This window comes from Flavobacterium sp. FG19, assembly GCF_057809475.1.
The window spans coordinates 1-20,202 of record NZ_JBMDKA010000041.1 but is presented as its reverse complement, the minus strand read 5'-3'; the positions used below and the strand labels follow the sequence as shown (position 1 = coordinate 20,202).

Here is a 20,202-nt window from a genome sequence, read left to right as displayed (position 1 = left end):
TACAATGAAGAAAATTATAATAACAATCGTAATCATAGTCGTGGCATTTGTCGGGATTAACTACATTCTAAATAAAAATAAGGCCGAAAATGAAGGTAAAACTGCCATTGTAGCCGAAAAAAATGCAGCTGTTTCTGTAAAAGTAGCTACTGTAAAAACAGAAGATGTAAATCTTGGGTTTACGGCTAACGGAAACTTTGTGCCTATTCAGGAATTGACTTTCTCTGCTGAAAAATCCGGAAAAGTAATCAGTGTTTTAGTAAAAGAAGGTGATTATGTAAGAGTAGGACAAACTCTTTTAACAGTAAGAGGTGATGTTATCAATGTAAACGCTCAGGCAGCTGAAGCAGCATATCAAAATGCAAAATCGGATTATGCACGATATGAAAATGCTTTTAAAACCGGCGGTGTTACAAAGCAGCAGCTAGATCAGGCAAAATTGGCCTTAACAAATGCTCAGTCTAACTATACCCAGGCAAAAATTAATGTTGGAGATACCAGAGTAAAAGCTCCGATTAACGGATACATCAATAAAAAATATGTAGAGCCGGGATCTATTTTAGCCGGAATGCCTGCAACTGCTTTATTTGATATCGTAAATGTTTCAAAATTAAAATTAACGGTTACTGTAAACGAAAGCCAGGTAGCAAGTTTAAAATTAGGAAGTACAGTAAACATTACGGCTAGTGTTTATCCTGACAAAACATTCTCAGGAAAAATTACATTCATCGCAGCAAAAGCAGATGCTTCTTTAAACTTCCCGATTGAAATTGAAATTGCTAACAACGCCAATAATGACTTAAAAGCGGGTATGTACGGAACAGCTAATTTTGGTTCGAACAACCAAAAACAAAACTTAAAAGTGGTTCCAAGAAATGCTTTTGTTGGAAGTGTAAGCAGTAACGAAATCTTCGTAGTAGAAAATAACGTGGCTAAACTGAAAAAAGTGGTTGCCGGAAGAATCTTAGGAGACAAAGTTGAAATCATTAATGGTTTAAATGACGGAGAAGTTGTAATTGTTACAGGTCAGATCAACTTACAAGACGGAAATACAGTAGAAATTATTAAATAAAAGTAATTAGTGGTTTAGTGCTGTAGTACTTAGTCCTTAGTTTTTTAGTGTCTTGATCAGGCACCGGACTAAGAACTAAATGGCTGGACTAGAAACTAAAAAACTAAAGACTTAATATAAAAACATATGAAATTAGCCGAAATATCCATAAAACGTCCGTCGTTAGTAATTGTATTGTTTACAATTCTGACTCTAGGTGGATTGTTCAGCTACAGCCAGTTAGGCTACGAGCTGATCCCAAAATTCGAAACCAACGTAATTACGGTTTCAACTACTTATCCTGGTGCTTCTCCGAGTGAGGTTGAAAATACAGTAACAAAGAAAATTGAGGATGCGATTGCTTCTCTTGAAAATATCAAAAAAATTGACTCGAAATCATATGAGAGTTTATCTGTAGTATCGATCACATTGACATCCAATGCCAATGTTGATATTTCGATGAACGATGCACAGCGTAAAATCAATGCGATTTTGAGTGACTTACCAGACGATGCAGATCCGCCGTCATTGACTAAATTCTCTTTGAGTGATTTACCAATTATGACGCTTGGTGCGAATGGTAAAATGGACGAAGCGCAGTTTTACGACTTGATAGATAAAAAGATTGCTCCAATTTTATCCCGTGTATCAGGGGTTGCTCAGGTAAACATTATTGGTGGTCAGGAGCGTGAGATTCAGGTAAACCTGGATGCTGTAAAAATGCAGGGTTACGGACTTTCAGTTCCTCAGGTACAGCAGACCATTTTGAGTTCAAACCTGGATTTCCCTACCGGAAACATTCAGACTCGTAACCAAAAAATCTTAATCCGTTTAGCGGGTAAATATAAAAACGTTGAAGAATTAAGAAACTTAGTAGTTTCTTCTCAAAACGGAATTCAGATACGTCTGGGAGATATCGCTGACGTTCAGGATACACAAAAGATCGCAGAGAAAATTGCTCGTGTTGATCAAAAAAGTGCGATCGTACTTCAAATTGTAAAACAATCAGATGCGAATGCGGTTGCGGTAAGCGAGCAGTTAATTAAAACGGTTAAGACCTTAGAGAACGATTACAAATCGGTTCAGTTAAAATTAGAAGTTGCAAAAGACAGTACCGTATTTACACTTGAAGCAGCAGACTCTGTTGTACATGACTTGTTAATTGCGGTTATTCTGGTAGCCTTTGTAATGTTGTTCTTCCTGCACAGTATCAGAAACTCATTAATCGTAATGGTTTCTATACCCGCCTCTTTGATTGCAACGTTTATTGGAATTTACTTATTAGGTTATACGCTTAACTTAATGTCCTTACTTGGTTTATCTCTTGTTGTTGGTATTCTTGTGGATGACGCGATTGTGGTACTGGAGAATATTTACCGACACATGGAGATGGGTAAAAGCCGAATTCGTGCTGCTTATGACGGTACTGCCGAAATTGGGGCAACCGTAACTTCGATTACATTAGTAATTGTGGTGGTGTTCTTACCAATTGCAATGAGTACCGGATTGGTATCGAACATTATTACACAATTCTGTGTTACGGTAATTATATCAACGATGTTCTCATTATTGGCTTCGTTTACTATTATTCCTTGGTTGTCTTCCCGTTTTGGAAAATTAGAGCATATTGAAGGTAAAAACCTATTTGGAAGAATCATTCTTGGATTTGAAGATTACCTGACCCGTTTTACAAACTGGGTATCTAACTTACTAAACTGGTGTTTAGATCACTATATCAAAACAATGGTGGTTATTGTTGTAATGTTCTTTGGTACAATCTTCTGGTTAATGGGAGGCGGATATATTGGAGGAGAGTTCTTCGCATCGTCTGATAGTGGTGAGTTCTTAGTACAAATTGAGATGCCAAAAGACGCTTCGTTAGAGCAGACCAACTTTATGACTCAAAAAGCAGAAGCTTTCTTAAAAGGAGAAAAATATGTTTTCAGCCAGATTACAACAGTAGGTCAAACCAGTGAAGGTTTAGGAGCCGCTCAGGCAACCGCTTACAAAGCAGAGATCGACGTTAAAATGATCGAACAAAAAGATCGTACAGATGACGCCAACGTTTATGCTGCTAAAACAAAACGTAAACTGGAGAAAATTTTAGTAGGTGCCAAAGTAAAAACAGTTCCTGTAGGTATCTTAGGAACAGCAGAAGATGCCACTTTAGGTTTGATCGTAACAGGTCCAAATGTAGAAAGTGCTATGAAATTTGCAAAAATGGCAGAAGCTGAATTACGTACTATTCCAGGAACAACCGAGATTAAATTAACGGTTGAAGACGGAAACCCGGAGATTAACGTTCAGGTTGACAGAGATAAAATGGCAGCGTTAGGACTAACACTTCAAACAGTTGGTTTAACCATGCAGACGGCTTATAGTGGAAACACTGACGGTAAATACAGAGCTGGTGAATACGAATATGATATCAACATCAAATACAACGAATTTGACAGAAAAAATATCACAGACGTTAGTAATTTGATTTTCATCAACAACGCAGGTCAACAGATTAAATTAAACCAGTTTGCAACTATTACTGAAGGTTCAGGACCAAGTAAATTAGAGCGTAGAGATAAAACGGCTTCTGTAACCGTACAAGGTCAGAACGTAGGGGTACCGGCCGGAACAATCGTTCAGCAATGGCAGGCAAAATTAGATAAACTGCAAAAACCAACAGGAGTGAATTACATCTGGGGTGGAGATCAGGAAAACCAGTCAGAAGGTTTTGGTACTTTAGGAATTGCATTATTAGCCGCTATTATTCTGGTTTACCTTGTAATGGTTGGATTGTATGACAGTTTCGTTCACCCGTTTGTGGTATTATTTGCGATCCCGCTTTCGTTCATTGGAGTTTTATTCGCACTGGCATTGACAAACAATACCTTAAATATCTTTACCATTTTAGGGGTCATCATGTTGATTGGTCTGGTGTGTAAGAATGCGATTATGCTTGTCGATTATACGAACCAGCGAAGAGCAGCCGGAGAGTCCATCAGAAATGCTCTTATCCAGGCAAACCACGCCCGTTTACGTCCGATTTTGATGACAACAATTGCGATGGTATTTGGTATGTTCCCAATTGCATTGGCAGCAGGAGCAGGAGCAGAGTGGAAAAACGGATTAGCATGGGTAATTATTGGAGGTTTGATATCTTCATTATTCCTGACGTTAATTGTAGTTCCGGTAATCTACGATATCATGGAGAAAATTATCAGAAGAGTCTCTAAAGGAGAAAAAATCGACTACGAAGCTGAAATGGTTGCCGATTATGAGCCAACCGAAGTAAGCGAAGACGGTTTTAATCCAAAACATACCCATTAATTGATTTAATTTTAGACGAAAAATCCCAAATTCCGAAAGGAGTTTGGGATTTTTTATTAGAGATAGTGTAACCTATCCGGATAATTTTCAAATTTTTATTCCATTTGGAATTTGGAATTTGGAATTTGGAATTTGGAATTTTTATTATTAAAAAACTTTATTCTTTCACAATTTTAATAGTTTTGGCTTTACCTTCAGCTTTAACCTTTAAGAAATACAATCCTGAAGAAACGGTTGATAAATCAATTTCAGAATGTGTGTTGTTCACTTTTTTACTTAAAATAAACCTGCCGGAAACAGAAACAATTTCAACCTCATCAATGTTGGAAGAATTACTGATCGTTAAAACATGCTTAACCGGATTTGGGTAATATTTAAAATTAGACAAAACAAAATCCTCAGTTGAAAGTGATCCTTTCAGTTTCGCCGTAACAGCCAGACGTTCTTCACTTTCAACTCCTTTAATTGTTTGAGAAGCATAATAAGTAGTGCCGTCAACCAGAACTGTCGTTAATGGCAGTGTAGTTTCAGCAGTTTTACCGGTTAAAGATGCTCCTGGCGAACTATACCATTTGATGTCCTGGCCTTCAATAACAAGATCATTTAAAGTCTGTCCCGGAGTAAACTCTATGGTAGTAAGGTTTTTTCCGTCTATTAATGGAGCAGGAGGAGTAATTATGGTTTCATTTACGATACTACATCCATTTTCATCCTGAATAATAACCCGGTACGTACCAACAGTTAATCCGGTGAAAACATTGCTTTCAGAAAATTTATCCAGATCAGGAGAAATGGCATACATAATTTTTCCGGTACCGCCCTCAGCATTCACGGTAATAGTTTGATTATTGACCACGACAGCAGCTTCAAGAGTATTGACAGGCTCGGTTACAGTACATCTGGTTGTTGAATAGCAGCCATTAAGATCTTTTACAAATACAGAATAGGTTCCTGCTGCTAAATTATTAAAAGTATTATCAGATTGGTAAGAAAAATTATTAAGTGAATAGGTATGCGGTGCTCTTCCTCCGGCCGATGTAACGGTAATTGATCCTGTAAAATCTCCTTTACATCTGATATTTTCAACTTCAGTTGTAGCTTCGGGAGTGCTTGCCTGTTCAATAACAACCGGAATGTTAAAGGTAACGTTTAGAGCATCACTAACTTTAACCTTATAGGTACCGGCAGCTAAATTAATATAGGAAAGATCATGAGAGTACATCCTGCTGTTTGTAGCTCCGTCATCTATAGAAAACATATAAGGCATTGTACCTCCTGCGGCATATATTTTTATCTTTCCTAATTCAAGGCATGTTACTGCGGTTGGTGTAGCAGTTGCAGTAAATTCTACAGGATAAATAGTAAAGCTTTTGGAAGTTACCTCACATTGTCTTGCATCTGAAATTTTTAAAGTATAATCATTAGGCGCTAAATCCGAGAACCTATTTGACTCTTGCGGCCCGGCTGCGATTGTTCCGTTTTTATCCAGCAGAGTAAAGGTATAAGGTGCAAGTCCGCCAGATGGAGTAACTACAATATTTTTAATATCAACAGTCTCTATTACTCCTGATATAGGTTTTGATTCTATATAAATAAGGCCTGCTGTAGACGATATGCAGCCATTCGCATCTTTTGCATTGACTCTGTATAAACCCTGATCAAGGTTATTAAAAACTTCAGAGGACTGATAAGGACTATCCTGCTCATAAGGATATTTACTTATAGAATAGGTATAAGGTGCCTGTCCTCCATCTGCTGCTGCAGTTATGGCACCATTACTACTCCCGTTACAGGCCGCCATAGCCGTAAGTTTAACATTAATATTAGATACTGCAGTTAAATCTATCTGATTTGTTACGACAAATCCCTGACTGTCCCGAACATTTATAATGTATGTTCCGGCAGCTAAATCAGTAAATATATTAGAATTAGTAAAAACTCCCTGGTTTAATGAATATTGATAAGGGCTTACACCTCCGGATGCAGTTACTGTTATTGTTCCCTTTGGGTTACTGCAGGTTATCTGCTCTGCGATTAAAACTGAAGAAAGCGTTGAGGTTGTAATAGTAATATTTGATTTAATAAAAGAACATCCATTATAATCGGTAACTCTTACCTGATAAGAACCGGCTGGCAGACCTGAGAAAACACTAGAAGTCTGCGGCCCTTTTAATAGTATACCCGAATTATCCTGAAGAGAATAGAAATAAGGAGGAACTCCTCCTGTAGGGGTAATTGTAATTTCTCCGTCGTTGTTACTGCTACTGCTATTTAAGACATTTTCGCTGATAGCAATTGGAAGAGGCTGTGCTATAGCAGCCATAAATACATAAAAACATCCGGCAGCATCTTTTGCAGTTATCTTGTAATTGCCAGCGGCCAGATTGTTAAAAGTATTAGCAGCTGTAAAAGGGCCGTCATTTATAGAATAAACATAAGGAGCTTTGCCGCCATTTACAGTTGTTGTTATACTACCGTCACTTGTTCCATAACAACTTACATTAGTTTGCGTCCCTGTAGCTGTTAACAAAGCCAGAGGAGCTATTACAATTGTATTTGTACTTATAGTATTGGCAGCATCTTTTACCGTTACAGCATAAGTTCCGGCACTTAGATTAGTATAAATATTATTGGTCTGATAAGCCTGTCCGTTTAAAGAGTATGTATATGGAGCCTGTCCTCCGGCAGCATTAATCATAATAGAAGCACCATTGTTTGTACAATCTAATTCGCTTATAATAGATGCAGAAGAGGTTAAAACAGGATTAATAGTGGTTGTTACAACGCCAGTACAGCCATTAGCATCCAGAACGACTATATTATGAATTCCCGGAGTTACATTGGTAAAAACACTACTGGTTTGATAATTTGCTCCTTCTAAAGAATAACGATAAGGTGCTGTACCGCCAAAAGCAGTAACCGTTATATTTTGATTTTCTGTGATTTGGCTTACCACTACAGCACTGGGCTCTGCAATGGTGTAAACGATCGAAGATGAGCAGCTGGTTACAGCATCCTGAACACTTATAGAATATACTCCTGCAGGTAGATTTGGGTAATAATTAGTATCTGTATAAGCACTTCCATTGACAGAATACAAATAAGAGCCGGTTCCCTGAGAAACATTTATGGTTAGTGATGCAGAATCTCCATTGCATAAGATGGGTTTATTGGAAGCAGTTACTGTAAGTCCCTGAAATGTAGTCAGATTAGCATAATCAACAGTAATTGTTCCCTTATTATCAACTCTTCCATAGATTTTTGCAGTCCCCAACAGGCCTTTATAAGTTGTTGGATTTGAAATCGCATTAGTATTATTTAATGCATCATTTTGAGTTAAAAAATAGCTTACAGTAGTTTCAGCAGGATTTAAATTACCTATAAAATCGCCATCCAGAGAGGTCAGATCAAAAGGCCTTCCCTGACAAATAGTAACAATATTTACCTGAGAGTAAATAAAAGTGGTAAACAATAAAAGAAAACAGAGTAGAGTTTTTTTCATACGTATAGGTTTGTTAATTGGAGTAACAAATATATACGAAAAAAGGTAATCCTACTTTAAATACAAATAATGATTAAAATAATCTATAATCGCCTTGCCTTCAAGCAGTACGTCGGCACCAATAATGCCATGAACAGGTTTGGCTTTATACGATTCTAAGGCCTCATTTACATGCGAAAGATCAAAAATAACAATACTGAAATCCCTGTTTTTCCAGCTTCCCAGCTGTAATGTATTCTGCGAAGAAATCTGAGTGGTCATTCCTGTTGCACCTGCCCCGGAAGCTTTTGTTTTTGATTTTTTTGCCGCCAGTTCAAAACGTTCGATGCTTTCAAATCCGATACAGGTATTGGAAGCACCGGTATCTAAAATGAAATTCCCTGAAAAACCGTTGATTTTGGCTTTAATCTGCAGATGCTGGGTCTTGGTAACCTTGAATTTTATTTTTTTGTATTTCTCTTTTTTGAGAACCTCGTGAAGATTTTCCATTTGAAGTACTGATTGAAAACCAAAAATAAACCAATTACAATCAAAAAGCTAATCACATAAACAATATAATTTCCGGATTGTTCTTCGACAGAAACAGCACCATAATATACAAACGAGCTCCAGTAATAAGGCGATTTTTTGGCGTTTGGGATCGTTTTATTATTCAGATAATCGAGTTTGGCATTTGTATTGGCTTCAAAATAAGAAACACCATTTTTGATGTTTTTATAGAAATCAGCCATAAAAACCGAAGTTGTAAAATCATTTACTTTCCATAATGAAAACAGCAGGTTCTGTGCACCGGCAAACTGAAAACCTCTGGCAATGCTCATTGCACCTTCGGCCTTATATAATTTTCCAATTCCGGTTTCGCAGGCACTTAAAACCACTAAATCAGGATTGATATGCAGGTTATACAATTCTGAATACAGAATCTCCTGATCGTAAAATTTAATACTGGCCGGAGTCTCAATGTCACCAGCAGAAGCGTGTGTACTCAAATGCAGAATAGAATAAGCGGACGCATTGTTTTTAAAATTAGCAAATGATGCATTTGAATTTTCCAGATACTTTCCTTTAAAATTGCTGCGGATCGATTGGAGTTCCTTTTTAGAATAACTCAGTTCATAAACCGTTTTTTCAAAAACCGGAAATATCCCTAAAACCGTCTTTTCTGATTTTAAAACAGGTCCGGAATTCATATACAAATTCGCCGAAGTATTATAGGCAATTTTAAAATCGTTCAGCAGATAATGCATTTTGGCAAAATTGGTGGTATTAGATTCCTGTGTAATCAAAGCTTCAAAAGGCAGAAAATTTAAAATACCGTCCGGAACAATAATGAGGTTTTTATAAACAGCATTAGCAGGTAATTTTAATAAATCATAAACATCCTTTCCATAATGGTTATAACCAGAAATATCATTTGTAATATCATCCGGTGTATTAAAATAATCGATAAACTGAACAATTTTTGGAATAGCAAGATGCGTAATAGAAATGTGATTTAGGGTAATTTGGCTGTTTTGCAAAACAAAATAATACAGTTTTTCAGAACCCATAAAATAATACATCATCATGGCTTTATCATTTTCCAGTTTTGAAAACAATTCTTTTAAATCCGGGCTTTCCGGAATATAATCAGCTTCTTTGGACTGGATTTTCTTTAGCGACAGCATAGTTTCATGCTGTTTTTTTATAAGCTGACTGATCTTCGGGATGTTGGCTGCATCTCCTTTCTGCTGTTCTTTTAAAATGGTATTGTTTAGGTTTTGAAGCTGCTGCAAAAGTTGTTTTTCTTCAGCAGATGCATTTTTAATATTCTTCCGGTAACTTTTTAAAATACCTGATTTGGTTTTTTCGGCCAATTGAAAAGCTTCTTTGATGTATTGGGACCTGCCTTCTTTCTGAAACAAATCTTCATAAATAGAAATACATTTTTCAGTCCGGTTACGGGATCGCAGCTGCATCAGGATTTTGGAGTTTTCGTACACCAGACTGTTCATCAGGAGATCTTCGATATAAAAAGAGAGTTCAAAAGCTTTTAGCGCTTTTTCGGGCTGTTTTATTTTCAGGATTTCCGCCTGCAGATCCAGAGCATCTGCTAAAACTGTTTCAGCATATAATTGTTCCCGGCCGGGAAAAATATGAGTTGAATTATAAGCAGGAATTAACGTTTTAAAAGCAAGAGAGATTTGTCCGGCACTTTCTTCATATTTTTTTTCATCAAACAGGAGTAACGCTTTTTCGTAATAGAATCGGGCTAATTTTCGAGGCTGTTGACCTGAAGTTTCCAAAAATAGTTTTTCGGCTTTCTGCATATAAGCTTCCGCCAGATCAAACCGCTGCCACTGCCGGTTCATAGAGGCCAGATTGCGGTAAGAATTAGACAGGGTTTCGATTTGTCCTTTTTCTTTTTCAAGACAGATGACAGAGGCTTTAAATGCTTTTTCTGCTTTGTCGGGTGAGTTTTTAACCAATAATAACTCTTTAGAACCCAGCCAGTAATTATTCCCCAGATTATTCAGTAAAACTCCCTTTTGAGAATTGGATAATTTTTCTGTTTTGAGTGTATTTTCCAGCAATTCAACAGCGGGAATAATTTTGCCGGAACTTTGATATACATTGGATAAATTAAGGATCGCCGCAAATTTCTGCCTTTGGGCATCAGGATAATTTTTGGAGGTATTAACTATATAAAAGTATTGTTTTATAGTATTTTCGGCACTGTCATAATCGCCCAGAGTCGTATATAAATTACCCAAAGGTTTTAAGCAGAATTCGACAATATCGTAATCTGTAAGCTGATGTTTCTGAAATACCTGCCAGGCTTTTTCATAGCTCAAAACCGCATTCTGAGTCTGACCAAACTGATTTTCATAATAGGCTTTGTTGCAGTTCAGAACCACAATGGCAAGTAATTCCTCTTTGGTTTTAGACTTTGTATTTTGCCAGAAAGCCGTTTCAGTATTCGTTAAATCCTGTAATGCCTTTGCAGAAGGATGAGCTGTAAAAACATCAATGGCATGATAAATTTTATCCTCCTGATTTTGTCCAAAAACATTTAAACTCAGGAAAAAGAATAGTAAACCATATAACTTATTTGATGAAAAAAAATTAAAATCGCCATATGCCATATACCTGAAAATAATTAAAATTCTGTTCAAAATTAATCACATAGCGGGCTCCAAGACTTGGGCCAATTCGGGCAAAACCAGCCGTTAAATCAAATAGAAGACCTGTTTTTACATCTGTAAAAGTATTTTTGATACTATTGGAACTCACAACAGAACTGATCAGAAAGTTTTCCTTATCTCCTTCATAAGTATCGGTTTGTATATTTTGATTCTGTTCGGATGAGACATTTATATTGGCCTGGATTCCGGCACCAATTCCAATGTAATTATTAATATTGTACCGAATCAAAACAGGAATTTCCCAATTGATATTTTTATTTTCGATTGTAGTTGTAATACGCTGAAACTGCCTTGTCCCGTTAGCATTTGTAATGGTTTGGTCTGTAACATTTACGGCACTATTGTATTGGTTTAAAGCATTTACCCATTCCGCCTGCCAGTAAAAACGATACGCTTTAAAAGGCGAAATTGTCGCTCCCAAAAAGTAACTGGTAGATTTATCGAGATCCGGATAAAAGTTATAACCCGCTTTGACACCAATTGAAATACCGGGTAAAAACCGGGTAGTAGCGTAGTTAGTAATAATAGGTTCGTTTTTATCAAAAATAATCGAAGTACGGCTTTTGGTTTTGACTTTATGAAAGTCTTCTCCAAATTTCATGGAGTATTTTACAAAACCTTTGGTACTGTCTTTTTCCTTTACATTTTTTTGTTCGGTTCCCGGAAGATAAATATTCTTAAAAGTAAAGATGATTTGTTTGGGTGTAATAATCGTATCAAGGCAGCTTACAGTTGGTTCTTCCCCTTTTGGACAAATCGGGCATTCCGGGTACATACTTTCAATGCGGAATGTTTTTTTGTCGAACATATCCGGAATATCGGTTTCCAGACGAATTTTTCTGGCAGGCCCTTCGCCATTGTTCTGAAAACGCGTTTTAAAATTTACCCTTTTAAAACGCACTAGTCTGTAATTCATAAAACTCCCGTTAGATCCCATTTTATTTGGGTCATGAGAAGTTACGATTTCCATTTCAAGATTTTTGATTTTATGGTTTTTATAGCTTCGGTTGGGAACAAAAATCCCGCGCATGGTAACGGTTGCGCTGGTATCTTTGATCATTTCGGGCGTAGTTTTAAACGTATAAAAAACATTTCGGGTTTCACCCGGATCGGCATCATCAAATTCTAAAACCGATACATTATGATACGTTTTATGAGCCTCCAGTAAAGAGGTGTCCAAATCTTCTTCTGTAGTGGTATTTCGGTATTTTTTTGGGTTGTAACTTCCTTCGGCGGCAGCCACATACCGGTTTGAATCTTCCAGATCATTAACAGCAGCGGTCAGGTTTTCTTTTACTTCGCGTTCGCCTGCATACGTCCTGAAATCAGTTAATTCAAAATTGTTGTGTTTAAATTGTTTTTCATTATAAAAAAGATACAATTTACCGCTTGAAACATAGTTTTCCAGATTTTGGTAACTTACGACCACTACCATTTCCTGTTCCGGAATAGGATCGCAGTTTTTCAGAATCGCAAAACCATTCTGATCTGCAATCGAAGCAATGTCTTTATAATTGGTATCAGTAATATCCGTAACAGCTACTTTTTTCGGACGTGCTGCGGGAGGTTTTCCATTGTCGTAGTTATTGGTTACCGCAAGTCTGGCCGTATAGGTTCCTTTTTTCTTATAGACATGTTTAGGTTCGGCTTCTTTGCTGTAATGCCCGTCGCCCAGTTCCCATAAATACGAATAACTTGGTTTTGGTGCACCGGCAATTGGAATCAGCGGAGGTGTTTCCGGTTTAAAATTCACAGCGTTTCCGTTCTGGATAAAACCAATAACGGCTCTTCGGGTTATGGTGTCTTTTACTTTGGTTTGCCCTATTGAAAAAATAGAAAATAGAAGAAAGAAAATAGACAGTTGTGGTTTCATAACGAGACAGTTTTTAGTTCTAAAATCATCAGAATCAATTTTAAAACAGGATTAAATGTAAAAAAAAGTGATGAGCAAATCACCACTTTTTCTTAAAAAAGCATTCGCAGGTTACTGTATGGCATTAATGGCAGCAACCAGTTGAGCTTCGGTACCTACTGTTGTTTCTGCTAAAGTAAAGGTGTAAACCGCATCGGCCGTTGTAGTCACTCCTTTAATAGCATAACGCCAGTTGCCGTTGTCTTCGGTAGCGAAAATAATGTGACAGGCAAGACCAATTGGGATTTGTCCGTAATGTTCGCTAAATAATCCCTGGCTGGTATACGTATCCAGTTTGGCAAGGGCATTTGTTCCTTCTCCGTCATAAGACAGGTAAACGGCACTATTGTTATTATCGTAACCATCCGGAACATCAACCAAAATCGTAGTTTTTGGTCTTGGATCACTGTAAAAACGGTCAACATTGGTCCATCCGAAATTACCAAAAGTTACATAATAATTGTCTCCTTCGCCCTGTACACCGCCTTTACCGTCAGCGCCTCTGGCATCTTTCCAGGCCAGTTCGCCCTCTTCATCAATAACTCCAGTCCATAAAGTCATTAAGTTATCAAAACCATTTGTTAAAGCAGTTGGAACAATCATGTTCATCGTGCATGAGGTTTGTAATTCGACTCCTCCCTGAGTTGCTTTGATGAAGAATTCACCACCAGAAATTAAAAGGTTTTTCTTTCCGTCAGGCATAATTCCCATAGTTGGTTTATTGGTTACCAGCATATTTCCTTTATCAAAAAGTTCTACATATTCAATATCGACCTGTCCGGTTACAGGATTTCCGTTTTTGGTAAGACAGTCTCCGTTTATGTATAGTTTTACTCCTTTTGCAGAAGTTAAGGTCACCACACCGTTTCCGGCTGTCATGGTAAAGGTTTGTGTATTGCTCTGCAGTCCTTTTTCATTGATGCTTTTAAAAGCGGCTGCACTTGGAGGCAAAAGTTTAATATCATCACCGTCACTGTCATTACAGCTTACAAAAGAGATTAGTAGAAGGAATAAAAGTCCGATTGTTTTAAAATTTGTGTTCATAATTTCTGGTTTTAATGATTATTATGTTGATAGATGTCCGGGGTCAGCATTTTGTTACCCCTGTTTTTTAATTTTTTTTATTCAGGCCGAAAGACATTTGTCTTCAAAAAGGTTTCCGTCTTCATCAACTGCCACGAGTATGCTTTTCTTCTGCGAAAGCGTAACAATCAAATAAAGCCAGACAACAGACCAAAGACCTAAAGTGAGACAGGTCAGGAATAAGTGAAGTCCGTGTTTAATAGTTTTTTTCTCTTTGGATAAAACAACATAAGGCAGTTTCTCGTTATGCTCTACGATTACAAAGCCGTTTCGTGTTTTGGCAGAAATCATTTTGTAAAATTGTTCCAGAGTCTTTTCGTTTGTAAATTGATACGTTTCCATTTTCTCTTAATTTTTAACTGTTTTAAAAGATTTTTGTTCCCATATATCCATCGCAGTAATGAATTGTTACCCCTTTATTTGAAATTTATTTGAGATTCTTTTTTAACTTTATCTGATTAAAAGTTTTTTTATGAGTGAAAACAAAGTACATCCTGATCAAAAATACATTGATGGTCTTGCCCGGAATGACTCGGCCATAATTCAGTCTATCTATAAAAAGTTTGTTCCCAAAGTGGTATTGTTTGTTATGAACAATTCCGGCGACAGAGATCAGGCGCAGGATGTTGTTCAGGAAATATTGATTTTGCTTTTTAACCAGGCCAAAGCCAATTCGTTACAGTTAACCTGTCCGTTTGATGCCTACTTCTTTTTGTTGTGTAAAAGAAAATGGCTTAACGAGCTGAAAAAAGTATCCAATAAAGGGGTAACAATTATTGAAGATGCGGTATCTATGAATGAATCTGCACTGGAGTTAATTGGTCAGACCGAAGAATTTGATGAAAAACAAAAGCTTTTTGATACCATGTTTGAAAAACTGGGAGACAAATGCAAAGAGCTTTTAAAACTAAGTTTTGAAATTAAATCGATGGAAGAAGTGGCCCAAAAACTAAACGTAACCTACGGTTATGTCCGTAAGAAAAAATCGTTATGTACAGGACAGTTGACCCAATGGATTCAGGAAGCAAAAAACTTTAAATCTTTAAAAAACAATTAGTCATGAACGAAGAACGCTATCTATTATTTGACCAATATCTTCAGAATGAATTAACGGCTGAGGCCCAAAATGACTTTGAGAAACAATTAATCGAAGATCCGGAGTTTGCTTCGCAGTTTGAGACCTACAAAAATGTAGAGTTTCAGCTGGCTAATAAGTTTGGAATAGATCAGGAACGGGAGGCTTTTAAAGAAAACCTGACACAGATCGCAGAGCAGCATTTCCGCACAAAACCAAAAGTAATCGGACTAAAACCATGGTATCTGGCCGTAGCAGCTTCGGTTGCGGTTTTATTCGGACTCTTCTTTTTCAATTACAACCAAAATCCGGTTTTTGCCGATTATAACAATCCTGAACAAGCTTCTTTTACAGTAAGGGGAACAGTTGACGAAACTTTAAAAGAGGCCGAAACAGCTTATAATAAAAAGACTTATAACAAAGCGATTCCGCTTTTTGAAACCGTTTTAAAGAAACAAAAAACAGCTGAAATCCAATTCTTTTACGGAGTTTCACTTTTAGAAGAAAGCCATTATATAAAAGCAGAAACGGTTTTTAACGAGCTAAAAGCAGGAGATTCGGTATACAAAGAAAAAGCAGTCTGGTACCTGGCATTATCGAAATTAAAACAAAAAGATTACGAAGGCTGTAAAAAAATCCTCGAAACGATTTCTGAAGATTATGAAGGCTACGATCAGGTTGAAGAACTTTTGCATCAGCTGGATTAGATATTTGTAATAAAATATATTGAGAAACCTTTGTTAATCGTATAGTACTTTGACAAAGGTTTTTTTAGTGATCACAGGAAAAAAAATCTGTTTTTATCCGCGTTTTTACGAACTAAATCCGTTAAATCCGCGTCCGTTAATCTCTACAAAATTGGTATTGTTTTAATATTGTCGTAATTTTGGCTTTTTTAAAAGTTTACCAGTGAATTCAGCACCTGTTATTACCGATACACACACACACTTATATTCAGAAGAATTTGATCAGGATCGTGACGAAATGATTCAGAGAGCGATCAATGCCGGAGTTACCCGTTTTTTTATTCCTGCCATCGATGCGGCTGCTACAGCTTCCATGTACGATTTAGAGAAAAATTATCCGGATAATATTTTCCTGATGATGGGATTGCATCCTACTTATGTAAAAGATAATTATCAGGAAGAATTAGCACATGTTGAAGCCGAACTGGCGAAGAGGAAATTTTATGCTGTTGGAGAAATCGGGATCGATCTGTATTGGGACAAAACGCATTTAAAAGAACAGCAGACTGCTTTTAAAAGACAAATTCAGCTGGCCAAACAATACAAACTGCCTATCGTAATTCATTGCCGTGAAGCCTTTGATGAGATTTTTGAAATTTTAGAAGAAGAAAAATCTCAAGATTTATTTGGGATTTTTCATTGTTTTTCCGGAACTTTAGAACAGGCGCTGCAAGCTATTTCTTATAATATGAAATTAGGAATCGGGGGTGTTGTCACTTTTAAGAACGGAAAAATCGATCAGTTTTTAAATCAAATCGACTTAAAACATATTGTTTTGGAGACAGATTCTCCTTACTTAGCCCCAATTCCGTATAGAGGAAAAAGAAACGAAAGCAGTTATTTAGTCAATGTAATTTCAAAACTGGCAGCTATTTATGACGTTTCTGAAGATGAAATAGCAGCAGTAACAACGCAGAACTCAAAAGAGGTTTTTGGGATTTAACCTGCACCTTACAAAATTGTAATTTTTTTTTTGTTCTTTTGCCCACTTAAAATCAATATAAATAATGCAGAAATTTGATGCCATTCGACCGTTTTATGATTCCGAAATAAATGAAGCACTTCATGGTGTTGTCAATCATCCTATGATGAAAACCATGATGAACTTTACTTTTCCGGAAGTGGATGATGAGGTTTGGAAAGATCAATTAAAGAAAACACATTCTATTCGTGATTTTCAATGCAACTTTATTTATAACACGATTCAGAAAGTTTTAGAAAAAAGCTCAGAAGGTTTAACAACTTCTGGCTTCGAAAAACTGGAACCTAATACTTCTTACTTATTTATATCGAATCACAGAGATATTCTTTTAGACACTACTTTGCTGAATGTCTGCCTTTTTGAACATGGTTTGGTAATGACAGCATCTGCAATTGGAGATAATCTGGTTAAAAAAGCTTTTCTGGCAACTTTAGCCAAACTGAACCGAAACTTTTTAGTTTTACGAGGATTAACTCCCCGCGAAATGCTGCAGAGTTCAAAGCTTCTTTCTGAATATATGGGACAATTGCTGCTTCGTGAAAACCGTTCGGTTTGGATTGCCCAGAAAGAAGGAAGAACAAAAGACGGAAATGACGAAACCAATCCCGGAGTTTTAAAAATGATCGGGATGGGTTCTGACGAAGAAAACCTGATGGATTATTTCAAAAAATTAAAAATAGTTCCGGTTTCTATTTCGTATGAATATGATCCTACTGATGTTCTAAAAATGCCGCAGTTAATGGCCGAAGCCAACAACGAGGTGTATGTAAAAGATAAAAACGAGGATTTCATGAATATCATCAGCGGTATTATGGGAACTAAAAAAAGAATCCATATTTCTGTCGGAGATGTTTTAGATAGCGAAATCGATCAGATCGTGGCCGAAAATGATAATTCTAATAAGCAGGTTCTGGCATTGGCACAAACTATCGATGATGTTATTTTGAAAAACTATCAATTATGGCCGACTAATTTTATTGCTTACGATATTTTAAACGAAACAGACCGATTTGCCGATAAGTACAAGGAAAGCGAAAAACAGCTTTTTGAGCGTCGTTTAGAAATGCGTATCGGAAGTGATAATCCGGTTACACGACAAGGATTTCTGGCCATGTACGCCAATCCGGTGGTCAATAAATTAAAATACCAAGATGTCATCTAAAGCTAAAATACTGCTGATTTATACCGGAGGAACCATCGGTATGAGCAAAGACTTTGAAACGGGAGCACTTAAAGCATTCAATTTTAGTAAATTGATACAAAAGATTCCTGAAATCAAACAACTGGATTGTGAAATTGAGTCTGTTTCATTCGAGAATCCAATAGATTCTTCGAACATGAATCCCGAAATGTGGGCCAAAATGGCGGCCATTATCGAGGAGAATTATACTTCTTATGACGGATTTGTCGTATTGCACGGGTCAGATACGATGTCTTATTCGGCTTCAGCATTGAGCTTCATGCTGGAGAACCTGGCAAAACCGGTAGTATTTACCGGATCGCAGCTGCCAATTGGAGATCTGCGTACCGATGCCAAAGAAAATTTAATTACGGCAATTCAGATTGCATCATTGCAGGAAAACGGAAAACCGGTAATTAACGAGGTTTCTTTGTATTTTGAATACAAACTATACAGAGGTAACCGTACCTCAAAAGTAAATGCCGAACACTTCAGGGCTTTTACGGCACCTAATTATCCTGAATTGGTAGAATCAGGAGTTCATTTAAAACTAAATTCTCATTTATTTCTTCCGGTAAAAGAAGGAGCGGAGCTTATTGTTCATAAAAAACTGGACAATCATGTGGCTATTATCAAAATGTTTCCGGGAATGAGCGAAACAGTTCTGGCTTCGATTTTAGCTACTCCGGGTTTACGCGGAATTGTTCTGGAAACGTATGGTTCAGGAAATGCACCTACCGAAGACTGGTTTTTAAACCTGATCCAGAAAGCGATTCAGTCCGGAATGCACATCGTAAATGTAACACAATGTTCTGGCGGAAGTGTCAATATGGGACAGTATGAAACCAGTACGGCTTTAAAATCACTGGGTGTAATTTCCGGAAAAGACATTACTACAGAAGCCGCAATCACCAAATTAATGTATCTGTTAGGACACAATATCCCGCAAAACGAATTCAAAAATGTTTTTGAAACAGCCTTGCGGGGAGAGATTTCACTCTAGATAGTACTGGTTACACCGAAGCAATAGTTTATTTATTCCTGAATTCTTTTAAAACCTGATCGATAACCCAGGTTGTTCTTGCTCCGGAGATTCCGTTAGAGGGAGAAGAATCTTTATGACCTAAAAGTTCGGCAGTAATTTTTTCAATAAGCGGCTGCTGAATATGAAGCGGATTCTCGATAGTAATACTTTCTTTTTCGCCATTAGTATACTGAATATGGATTGGATCATTACCAAAAGTTGAAAAGGATATTTTTCCTTTGTCACCCACAATTTCAGTATTATCATAACGTTCAAAGCTGGCAAAATTCCAGATACCTGATCCGTGAATTCCGTTTTCGAATAAAAAGGACATCGAAACGGCATCTTCGGCAGGATAGGCTTTTAGCTGTGAAGTCGCATGCCCTTTGACGGATTGTATCGGTCCTAAAACAAAATCCAGAAAGTCTAACGTATGACAGGCTAAATCAACAAAAATACCTCCTCCGGAAATATGCGGAAGAACGGTCCAAGGCAGGTTGATTTCGTCGTCGTAACGGGCTTCAAAAGAATGGTACAAAACGCAGTTTACATGGCGTACAGTTCCAATTTTGCCTTTGTCAATTAATTCTTTTATTTTTAGAAAACGAGGTAAAGCTCTTCTGTAATAGGCCACAAATAATGGCACATCATGCTCTTTACAGGCGCTGATCATTTCGCTGCATTCTTCAAAAGTCAATGCCATAGGTTTTTCAACATAAACGGGTTTTCCCGCTTTGGCACATAAAATAGTATATTCTTTATGAGATGAAGGCGGAGTTGCTATATAAACGGCATCTACTTCCGGATCATTAATCAGATCTTCAGCATTAGAATACCATTTTGGAACGTTATGACGTTTGGCATAGTCTTCGGCAAGAGCTGCATCTCTTCGCATAACGGCTACTAAGGCAGAATTTGGTGCTTTCTGAAAAGCTGGACCGCTTTTAACTTCTGTAACATTTCCACAGCCTATAATACCCCATTTTATAATTTTCATGGTTTAAGTTTTAAGTTTCTCAAATTTAGTGTAAATGGTTTATTAAAAAAAGCCAGCCACGAATTCACGAATTTATTTTAATCTGTATGGTTAAAAAATCTATATTGAATTGTACGAATTAATTTCACGCAGATTTTGCAG

At 37.0% G+C, this 20,202-nt stretch carries 14 protein-coding genes; 7 read left to right on the top strand and 7 right to left on the bottom strand.

Going from position 1 to position 20,202, the window contains the following annotated elements; all coding sequences use genetic code 11:
• The first annotated feature begins 4 nt into the window (after positions 1 to 4).
• Both ACODST_RS25795 and ACODST_RS25790 read left to right on the top strand, forming a co-directional pair.
• Positions 5 to 1,072, top strand: coding sequence for an efflux RND transporter periplasmic adaptor subunit (locus ACODST_RS25795; protein WP_488934975.1), 1,068 nt, complete (start codon positions 5 to 7; stop codon positions 1,070 to 1,072).
• A 126-nt stretch (positions 1,073 to 1,198) separates the two neighbouring features.
• Positions 1,199 to 4,375, top strand: coding sequence for an efflux RND transporter permease subunit (locus ACODST_RS25790; protein WP_488934974.1), 3,177 nt, complete (start codon positions 1,199 to 1,201; stop codon positions 4,373 to 4,375).
• Positions 4,376 to 4,532: 157 nt separating this feature from the next.
• Here ACODST_RS25790 and ACODST_RS25785 read toward each other — a convergent pair whose 3' ends face one another.
• From ACODST_RS25785 to ACODST_RS25760, 6 genes are all read right to left on the bottom strand, one after another.
• Complete coding sequence (locus ACODST_RS25785; protein WP_488934973.1) at positions 4,533 to 7,877, bottom strand: T9SS type A sorting domain-containing protein; 3,345 nt, start codon at positions 7,875 to 7,877, stop codon at positions 4,533 to 4,535.
• Positions 7,878 to 7,928: 51 nt separating this feature from the next.
• Positions 7,929 to 8,366 (bottom strand): retropepsin-like aspartic protease, encoded by a 438-nt coding sequence (locus ACODST_RS25780; RefSeq protein WP_488934972.1) that lies wholly within the window; start codon positions 8,364 to 8,366, stop codon positions 7,929 to 7,931.
• Positions 8,318 to 11,002, bottom strand: a complete 2,685-nt coding sequence (locus ACODST_RS25775; protein ID WP_488934971.1) for a CHAT domain-containing protein — start codon at positions 11,000 to 11,002, stop codon at positions 8,318 to 8,320. The genes ACODST_RS25780 and ACODST_RS25775 overlap by 49 nt, the downstream gene beginning before the upstream one ends.
• The gene (locus ACODST_RS25770) at positions 10,983 to 12,935 is read right to left on the bottom strand and encodes a PKD domain-containing protein (RefSeq protein ID WP_488934970.1); all 1,953 of its coding nucleotides are present in this window, start codon (positions 12,933 to 12,935) and stop codon (positions 10,983 to 10,985) included. Before ACODST_RS25770 ends, ACODST_RS25775 begins: the two co-directional genes overlap by 20 nt.
• Before the next feature lie 111 nt (positions 12,936 to 13,046).
• Positions 13,047 to 14,018 carry a hypothetical protein gene (locus ACODST_RS25765; protein WP_488934969.1) on the bottom strand — a complete coding sequence of 324 codons (972 nt, stop codon included), beginning with the start codon at positions 14,016 to 14,018 and terminating at the stop codon, positions 13,047 to 13,049.
• A gap of 81 nt (positions 14,019 to 14,099) precedes the next feature.
• The gene (locus ACODST_RS25760) at positions 14,100 to 14,399 is read right to left on the bottom strand and encodes a DUF8108 domain-containing protein (RefSeq protein ID WP_488934968.1); all 300 of its coding nucleotides are present in this window, start codon (positions 14,397 to 14,399) and stop codon (positions 14,100 to 14,102) included.
• Between the two features lie 130 nt (positions 14,400 to 14,529).
• Between ACODST_RS25760 and ACODST_RS25755 the strand changes: the two genes are divergently transcribed.
• The 5 genes from ACODST_RS25755 to ACODST_RS25735 all read left to right on the top strand — a co-directional run bounded on the left by ACODST_RS25755 (position 14,530) and on the right by ACODST_RS25735 (position 19,043).
• Positions 14,530 to 15,114 carry an RNA polymerase sigma factor gene (locus ACODST_RS25755; RefSeq protein WP_488934967.1) on the top strand — a complete coding sequence of 195 codons (585 nt, stop codon included), beginning with the start codon at positions 14,530 to 14,532 and terminating at the stop codon, positions 15,112 to 15,114.
• Positions 15,115 to 15,116: 2 nt separating this feature from the next.
• A complete protein-coding gene (locus ACODST_RS25750; RefSeq protein ID WP_488934966.1) occupies positions 15,117 to 15,839 on the top strand; it encodes a tetratricopeptide repeat protein in 723 nt (240 codons plus the stop codon).
• Positions 15,840 to 16,041: 202 nt separating this feature from the next.
• A complete protein-coding gene (locus ACODST_RS25745; RefSeq protein WP_488934965.1) occupies positions 16,042 to 16,821 on the top strand; it encodes a TatD family hydrolase in 780 nt (259 codons plus the stop codon).
• A 64-nt stretch (positions 16,822 to 16,885) separates the two neighbouring features.
• Positions 16,886 to 18,022, top strand: coding sequence for a 1-acyl-sn-glycerol-3-phosphate acyltransferase (locus tag ACODST_RS25740; RefSeq protein ID WP_488934964.1), 1,137 nt, complete (start codon positions 16,886 to 16,888; stop codon positions 18,020 to 18,022).
• Positions 18,012 to 19,043, top strand: a complete 1,032-nt coding sequence (locus ACODST_RS25735; RefSeq protein WP_488934963.1) for an asparaginase — start codon at positions 18,012 to 18,014, stop codon at positions 19,041 to 19,043. Before ACODST_RS25740 ends, ACODST_RS25735 begins: the two co-directional genes overlap by 11 nt.
• A gap of 28 nt (positions 19,044 to 19,071) precedes the next feature.
• On the opposite strand, the gene ACODST_RS25730 is transcribed toward ACODST_RS25735, so the two are convergent.
• Complete coding sequence (locus tag ACODST_RS25730; RefSeq protein WP_488934962.1) at positions 19,072 to 20,061, bottom strand: Gfo/Idh/MocA family protein; 990 nt, start codon at positions 20,059 to 20,061, stop codon at positions 19,072 to 19,074.
• Positions 20,062 to 20,202 lie beyond the last annotated feature (141 nt).

What these genes read in the sequence shown, in the direction of transcription:
- ACODST_RS25790 (WP_488934974.1), top strand. Translation starts at nt 1,199, where the DNA reads ATGAAATTAGCCGAAATATCCATAAAACGTCCGTCGTTAGTAATTGTA.
- ACODST_RS25750 (WP_488934966.1), top strand. Translation starts at nt 15,117, where the DNA reads ATGAACGAAGAACGCTATCTATTATTTGACCAATATCTTCAGAATGAA.
- ACODST_RS25775 (WP_488934971.1), bottom strand. Translation starts at nt 11,002, where the DNA reads ATGGCATATGGCGATTTTAATTTTTTTTCATCAAATAAGTTATATGGT.
- ACODST_RS25780 (WP_488934972.1), bottom strand. Translation starts at nt 8,366, where the DNA reads ATGGAAAATCTTCACGAGGTTCTCAAAAAAGAGAAATACAAAAAAATA.
- ACODST_RS25765 (WP_488934969.1), bottom strand. Translation starts at nt 14,018, where the DNA reads ATGAACACAAATTTTAAAACAATCGGACTTTTATTCCTTCTACTAATC.
- ACODST_RS25770 (WP_488934970.1), bottom strand. Translation starts at nt 12,935, where the DNA reads ATGAAACCACAACTGTCTATTTTCTTTCTTCTATTTTCTATTTTTTCA.
- ACODST_RS25785 (WP_488934973.1), bottom strand. Translation starts at nt 7,877, where the DNA reads ATGAAAAAAACTCTACTCTGTTTTCTTTTATTGTTTACCACTTTTATT.
- ACODST_RS25735 (WP_488934963.1), top strand. Translation starts at nt 18,012, where the DNA reads ATGTCATCTAAAGCTAAAATACTGCTGATTTATACCGGAGGAACCATC.
- ACODST_RS25730 (WP_488934962.1), bottom strand. Translation starts at nt 20,061, where the DNA reads ATGAAAATTATAAAATGGGGTATTATAGGCTGTGGAAATGTTACAGAA.
- ACODST_RS25760 (WP_488934968.1), bottom strand. Translation starts at nt 14,399, where the DNA reads ATGGAAACGTATCAATTTACAAACGAAAAGACTCTGGAACAATTTTAC.
- ACODST_RS25755 (WP_488934967.1), top strand. Translation starts at nt 14,530, where the DNA reads ATGAGTGAAAACAAAGTACATCCTGATCAAAAATACATTGATGGTCTT.
- ACODST_RS25795 (WP_488934975.1), top strand. Translation starts at nt 5, where the DNA reads ATGAAGAAAATTATAATAACAATCGTAATCATAGTCGTGGCATTTGTC.
- ACODST_RS25740 (WP_488934964.1), top strand. Translation starts at nt 16,886, where the DNA reads ATGCAGAAATTTGATGCCATTCGACCGTTTTATGATTCCGAAATAAAT.